Consider the following 6866-nt stretch of genomic DNA (forward strand, 5'->3'; position numbering starts at 1 on the left):
AGCCGCTGGAGGTCTTCGTGACCAGGGAGCGGACCGCGACCTTCCGCCAGACGCCCGGTTCGCTCGCGTTGCGCCCGCCCGTCCGGGCCCTCTCTGCGGTTCGATCGGACTCTGGCGCAATCGATCGGTCTGCGGTTGACCGGATCGCCTCGACGGAGTAGCGCCGACCAGCACACATATGTCACTCAAGGATGTTCTCTATGCGCGCTCAGTGCGCCTCGATACGCCGACACGACACGATCCGATAGCTCGCAACCCCGGAAAGTGATCGCGCATGCTCCTCTGCGGCCTCCGCGGTGGCCCAACCCACCAGGTTCTCAATCTGGTTCCCCTCCTCGTCGAGCACCGAGATGGAGAAGTCGATCGCTCGCGGAGGGCGCGGCGGGATCCAGTGCCGACCGGGCCGGCGGACAGGAAGGCCCGTCGGGGGTACCCGAACGGGGGTGTCCTGGGGGCCACATCCGGTCAGTAGACAGGCTGTTGACCGACCGTCGAGATGACGTCGATAGCGGGACCAAGGTCCCGAGACCGCATCGCTGTGCGTCGGATTTGCCGGAATGTCCCCCCCATCCCGGGTAGTCCACTGCGGAGCGAAGACGGAAAGTTCGGCGTCCATCCCCGAGGATGTGGCGTGGGCGACTTCGTCGCCGCCGAGGGACGTAGATACGGAGCTGGGTATTCCAGCAGAAGGGCTCGGTGGTGTCACGAAACCTCCTCGAAACAATGTAACTGGATCACCGGAAGCGGGGGCACTCCCGCGGTATTCACCCGGTTGGCCCGGATGCGCCTCGACTGGTGTCATGGCACACTTCGCCGCAGCTCGACGACAGACTGCAACACGAGGGTGCTTGTCCCGCAACGGCTCGTTGCACCCCCCGACACAGATGCGGCTGGGAGGTCCACGGTGGAGGCTGAACGGCAACGCAATGATTCGCTGGACGAGCTGGCGACGATGCTTCAGTCGCTGATCGACGACAACAGAACGAACATCAGCAGACTGGCCGAAAGGACCGGCTTCAAGCGTCAGCAGGTTTCCCGCGCGGTGAATGGAAGGGAGGTGCCATCGCCAGATCTCTCGGACGCACTGGACGTCGTCCTTCCCTGCGGGGGAGAAATTCGGCGGCTGCGTGACGCCGCGGATCGAGAGAAGCGGGCACGACGCCTGGGTGTCGTACCACCCATGAGAAGACCAGTAGACGAATACGTGCCTGCACCAAAGGAAATCATGATGGCCGATGGTGTAAGGACCATAGACCAAGAGGTGATTTCCACGAACCGGCGAGAGTTTGCCGCCCTGCCGGCCCTGCCGGCCCTGTCCGCCCTCGCGGCCTCCACCCGGCAGCGGATCGAGACCGGCAGCGCCTCGGACCGCACGCTCGACGAGCTGGAGTCCGACGTCGACGAGATCGCGCAGGTCTACGGCTCGGCCCCGCACTTCGCCCTGCTGGGCGAGGTCGCCGGGCGCTGGAAGCAGATCGAGTCGATCCTCGACGGCAGGATGTCGGCCGGCACCAGGGCGCGCGTCACGATGCTCGGCGGTCAGCTGACCTACTTCCTCGGCCGCCTCGCGTTCAACACGAACGACTTCAGGTCCGCGCGCCGCTTCGCCGGCCTGGCCGGAACGTATGCGCACGAGATCGGCGAGCCGGTGCTCATCCTTTCGGTCGCCGCCCTGCAGAGCTCGATCGCATATCATACCCAGCGCTATCGTCAGGCCATCGCCGCGCTCAGTGTCGTGCAGCACGTGAGCCATCCCTACATGGATGCGCGCATGGCCGCCTACGAGGCGCGGGCGTATGCAAAGATGGGCGACGAGGATGCCGCCCGGAGCTCGCTCAACCGCATGGAGGCAGCGGCGTGCTCGATGGCGCCGATGCCCGGCGAGACGCCAGTCGGCCCCGCGGCGGTGGCGATGTTCCGTTCCGGCGTCGCGGTCAACATGGGCGATGTGGACATGGCCCACGAGTGGGCCCCGATTGCCATCTCCGGCTACCAGCGCAAGGGCGGTGACTACACCGTCGAGGAATCGCAGCACGCCTACATGTCGTATGCCTCGACGTTCCTCATCGGCCGGGAGCCGGAGCCTGAGGAGGCGGCCCGGGTCGCCATGGACGTCATCCGCACCGCACCGGACGAACTGACGCATACTGTCAAGGCACGGCTGCGGCAGTGCGCGTCCACCTTTGCCCCGGCCCATCATCGGATCCCCGCGGTGGCGTCCTTCCTCGAGGCCTGCCGCACCCTTCCGGCAGGCGGAGCAGGATGAATTCAGCAAAGACCACGAATGGCGCAATTCCGACAATCACCACGGAACGGCTCGTCCTGCGTCCGTTGGAGAACGGCGACGTCCCAGGTTTCGCGGCCATCTGGTCGGATCCCGAGTTCACCCGCTACATCGGTGGCCGTAGCGATCCGGACAGCGTGTGGCATGCGATGGCCAGCAACATCGGCTGTTGGGCGCTGACCGGCGTCGGCCCATGGGCTGTTGTGGAACAGGCCACCGGTGAGCTGGTCGGCCGTGCCGGCCTGTGGACCGAGCCGACCTGGCCGGGCATCGAGGCGGTCTGGTTCATCCGCCGGGACCGCTGGCGCCGCGGCTACGCCCGCGAGGCGGGCTCGGCCGCCATCAGCTGGGCCTTCGCCCACCAGCCCCAGCTGGCCGAGGTCATCTCGGTCATCCTGCCGGACAACCTGCCCTCCATCGGCGTCGCGCAACGGCTCGGCATGACGCGGGCGCGCACCCAGCTCCTGCACGGCGAGCAGCACGCCGTGTACGCGATCAGCCGGGCGTCCTGGTACGACCGGCTGGCCGGCGCGGTCCCGCGCCGCACCGGCGGCATCCCCGTCGACGCCGCGAGCATCGCCCGCTGACCGACCGACCCCGCACTCGCACTCGCACTCGCACTCGCACTCGCACTCGCACCGACCGCATACGCACCACGCACCACGCACCACGCACCACGCACCACGCGTCCCGCTCCCCGCGCGCCGCCTGAGGCAGCGGTCGGGCAGGACGGCAGCCGACGGCCACCACCGATCGGCCGCGCCCTGCCCGACCGCTACCATGCGTTATCCGGGCGAAGCCTTGACGCTCCTGCCACGCACTCCCCCGGCGCGACCGGCCCGGGGAGTCACCGGCGGCCCTACCGCCCCGAACCGGCGCGACCGGGAGAATTCCCCACATCGATTCCGTGCCCGCATCGGCCGGTTCGACTCTTCGTTTCCGGCGACCACGTGCATTACGGCCAGCAGCGCCGGAGCCCGCGCCGAAAGGCCCTTTCTCTGCCCAGCGCGAGTTTGACCACCACGACGCGCGGGATATTTCCCGCCCGGTCCGCGACCCCCGTTTTCAGACCGATCTGAACTCCGGGGTGGACATCTCCCGGCACGTCACAATGGTTCCGGCCGACGACCCGGCCGCCTGGTCCGCCACCCGGCAGGCCGAGCGGCGCTGCGCCGCGGCCGCGCACCCGACGACGCCACCGGCGACACGCCAGCACCGGCCACTGCCCCGTAGCTGACCAGGCAGTGCCTAGGCGAATGGCCCGGCCGTGTCGGTGATCACCCCCGCCGCGCCAGCCGGTGAGAAAGGCGCACCGGACGGCGGAAACCCGCGCGGACCGTTCGGTCCGTTATTGCGCAGATATGCGACATCGCCGGAGTAACGCGCTTCGGTTTCGGCGTTCCACGATAGGAACCGGCGTGGTAGACATGGGATCGCCGCGATCGGGGGTGAGCGATTCCGGTCAATCGACGCTGCTGAGATACCGTCGGGAGAAGGTTCCTATGCCCAAGCCAGCCGAAATCCTGGACTCACCTCCGGAGCGGGCCAACATGAATTCGGATACGTGGCGCGGCCGACTGGCCGGTATGCCGAGTGCCACCCAGACGGATCTTCTTCTTGACCTTCTCGACGCCGAGCTGACCAGGGCCGTCGGGACCACCCACGGTGACGGAGGTGCGCGCGGCAACCGCCACGCTCCGTGGCGCCGCCTCGGTGTCTACCGGCACACCGCGGACCGGCTGCACGAGGGGCTGACCCGGGCGGTCGGGCTGCGCCTGCCCGCCACCGTCTTCTTCGACCAGCCGACGCCCGCGGCCCTCGTCGCGTACCTGCTGCGGGAGCTGCTCGGCATCGACGAGCAGACCCACACCCCCTCCGCCCAGGGACTGACCACCGCGGCCGGCGCGGACTCGATCGCCATCGTCGGGATGGCCTGCCGGCTGCCCGGCGGGGTCGACTCGCCGGAGGCGCTGTGGGCGATGGTGAGCGAGGGGCGGGAGGCGCTCGGCGGGCTGCCCGAGGACCGTGGCTGGGACCTGACCGGCCTCTACAACCCGGACCCGGACAGTCCAGGCACGTCCTACACCCGCCACGGCGGGTTCCTGGCGGGTATCGACCGCTTCGACGCGGGGTTCTTCGGGATCAGCCCGCGCGAGGCCGGCGCGGTCGATCCGCAGCAGCGGCTGATGCTGGAGATCTCCTGGGAGGCCCTCGAGCGCGCCGGGCTCGATCCGCGGACGCTGCGCGGCAGCCGCACCGGCGTGTTCACCGGGGTGTCGCTGCAGGACTACGGTCCGGCCTGGGCGCAGGCCCCGCACGACATGCAGGGCCAGATGCTGACCGGCAACGCGTCGGGGGTCATCGCCGGGCGGGTGTCGTACACCTTCGGGTTCGAGGGCCCGGCGCTGTGCGTCGACACGCAGTGCTCGGCGTCCCTGGTGGCCGTGCACCTCGCCGGGCAGTCGCTGCGCACCGGTGAGTGCGACCTGGCGCTCGCCGGTGGGGTGACGGTCATGTCCAGTCCGGCCATGCTGATCGAGTTCAGCCGCAAGCGCGGGCTGGCCGCCGACGGCCGCTGCAAGGCGTTCGGCGCCGGCGCGGACGGCACCGGCTGGGCCGACGGCGCGACCGTCCTGCTGCTCGAGCGGCTCTCCGACGCGCGCCGCAACAACCATCAGGTTCTCGCCGTCGTCCGCGGTTCGGCGGTCAACGCCGACGGCGCCACCAACGGGATGACCGCGCCGAACGGGACCTCCCAGCAGCGCCTGATCCGCCAGACCCTGGCGAACGCCGGGCTGCGGGCCGCCGACGTCGACGCGGTGGAGGCGCACGGCACCGGCACCGTCCTCGGCGACCCGATCGAGGCCCAGGCGATCCAGGCCACCTACGGCCGGTCCCGCCCGCCGCGGCGGCCGCTCTACCTCGGCTCGCTCAAATCGAACATCGGTCACGCGATGGCCGCCGCCGGCGTCGCCGGTGTGATCAAGTCGGTTCAGGCCCTCGCCGGCGAGATGCTGCCGGCGACCCTGCACGTCGAGGAGCCGACGCCGCACGTCGACTGGTCCGACGGCGCCGTGCGCCTGCTCACCGATCCCGTTCCCTGGCCGCGCCAGGCGGGCCGGACCCGGCGGATCGCCGTGTCGGCGTTCGGGATCAGCGGGACGAACGCGCACCTCATCATCGAGGAGGCGCCGCACGGCCCGCTCGACCGGCTGCCGCGCCCGCGCCCGGCGAGCCCCGAGGGCACCGCCACGGATCCGCTGGCGACCCAGCTGGCCATCGACACCGCCTCGGCGGACCTGTCCCCGCCCGACCTCGACGTCCTGCCCCGCGACACGTTCTCCGGCGAGACGGCGGCGCCGCTGCCGGTGGTCCTCTCGGGTCGGACGGCGGGGGCGCTGCGGGCCGCGGCCGGGCGCCTCGGCGAGCATCTGGCCGCCACTGCGGGCCTCGATCTCGCGGACCTGGCCTACAGCCTGGCGGGACGGTCCCGCTTCGAGCACCGCGCGACCATCGTCGTCGGCGCCGAAGCGCCCCACGAGCGGCTCGCCAAGGGGCTGTCCGCGCTGGCCGCCGGCCGCGGCGCCCGCGGCCTCACGCAGGGCACGGTGCGCGCCGCGGTCGCCCAGGGCCGGCTCGCGCTGCTGTTCACCGGGCAGGGCAGCCAGCGTCCGGGCCTGGGCCGGGACCTGTACGAGGCCTATCCGGTGTTCGCCGACGCGCTCGACGAGGTCTGCACCCGCTTCGACCCGTTCCTGGACCGCCCGCTGCGCCGGGTCATGTTCGCCGCCGCCCCGGACGACGCCGAGGCCCTGGACCGCACCGAGTACACCCAGCCGGCGCTGTTCGCGTTCGAGACGGCGCTGTTCCGGCTCGTCACCGCCTGGGGGCTGGACCCGGGGCTGCTCGCCGGCCATTCCATCGGCGAGCTGGTCGCCGCGCACGTCGCGGGCGTGTGGACCCTCGAGGACGCCGTCACGATGGTCTCCGCCCGGGGCCGGCTGATGCAGTCCTGCCGCTCCGGCGGGGCGATGATCTCGATCCGGGCCGGGGCGGAGGCGGTCGCCGCGTCGCTGGCCGGGCTCGCGGGCCAGGTCGAGATCGCGACGGTCAACGGGCCCGAGGCCACCGTCATCGCCGGGGACGCCGAGCTCGCCGAGCAGGTCGCCGCCGGCTGGCAGGAACGCGGCGTCGCGACCCGCCGGCTCACCGTGAGCCACGCCTTCCACTCCCCGCACATGGACGACATGCTCGCCGAGTTCCGCGAGGTCGCCGCCGGAGTCGACTACCAGGAACCGACCATCCCGATCGTGTCGATGCTGACGGGCCGGCACGACCCGGCCGAGCTGACCACCCCCGAGCACTGGGTGCGCCACGTGCGCCAGCCCGTGCGTTTCGACGCCGGCGCCCGCGGCCTGCGCGCCGCCGGTGCCGGCGCCTACCTGGAACTCGGCCCCGACGCGGTACTCACCGCCCTGCTACCAGCCTGCCTCGCCACGGTCGACACGACGGACGACGCGGCCGGTGAGGCGCCGGGCGGCACCGCCACGCCGGCCACCGCGCCGGAGGGTGGGAATCGCGC

3 protein-coding genes are annotated in these 6866 nt (G+C 71.1%); all 3 read left to right on the forward strand.

The features are described from left to right. The first annotated feature begins 904 nt into the window (after positions 1-904). Positions 905-2266 (forward strand): NsdA family TPR-like regulatory protein, encoded by a 1362-nt coding sequence (locus MXD58_RS16605; protein ID WP_248836944.1) that lies wholly within the window; start codon positions 905-907, stop codon positions 2264-2266. Then, on the forward strand, positions 2263-2871 hold the full coding sequence (locus MXD58_RS16610; protein WP_248836945.1) for a GNAT family N-acetyltransferase: 609 nt from the start codon (positions 2263-2265) through the stop codon (positions 2869-2871). The genes MXD58_RS16605 and MXD58_RS16610 overlap by 4 nt, the downstream gene beginning before the upstream one ends. Before the next feature lie 915 nt (positions 2872-3786). After that, the coding region (locus MXD58_RS16615) for a type I polyketide synthase (RefSeq protein ID WP_250609514.1) at positions 3787-6866 on the forward strand (3080 nt) is incomplete at its 3' end.

The organism is Frankia sp. AgKG'84/4, from assembly GCF_023242965.2.
Classification (GTDB): domain Bacteria; phylum Actinomycetota; class Actinomycetes; order Frankiales; family Frankiaceae; genus Frankia.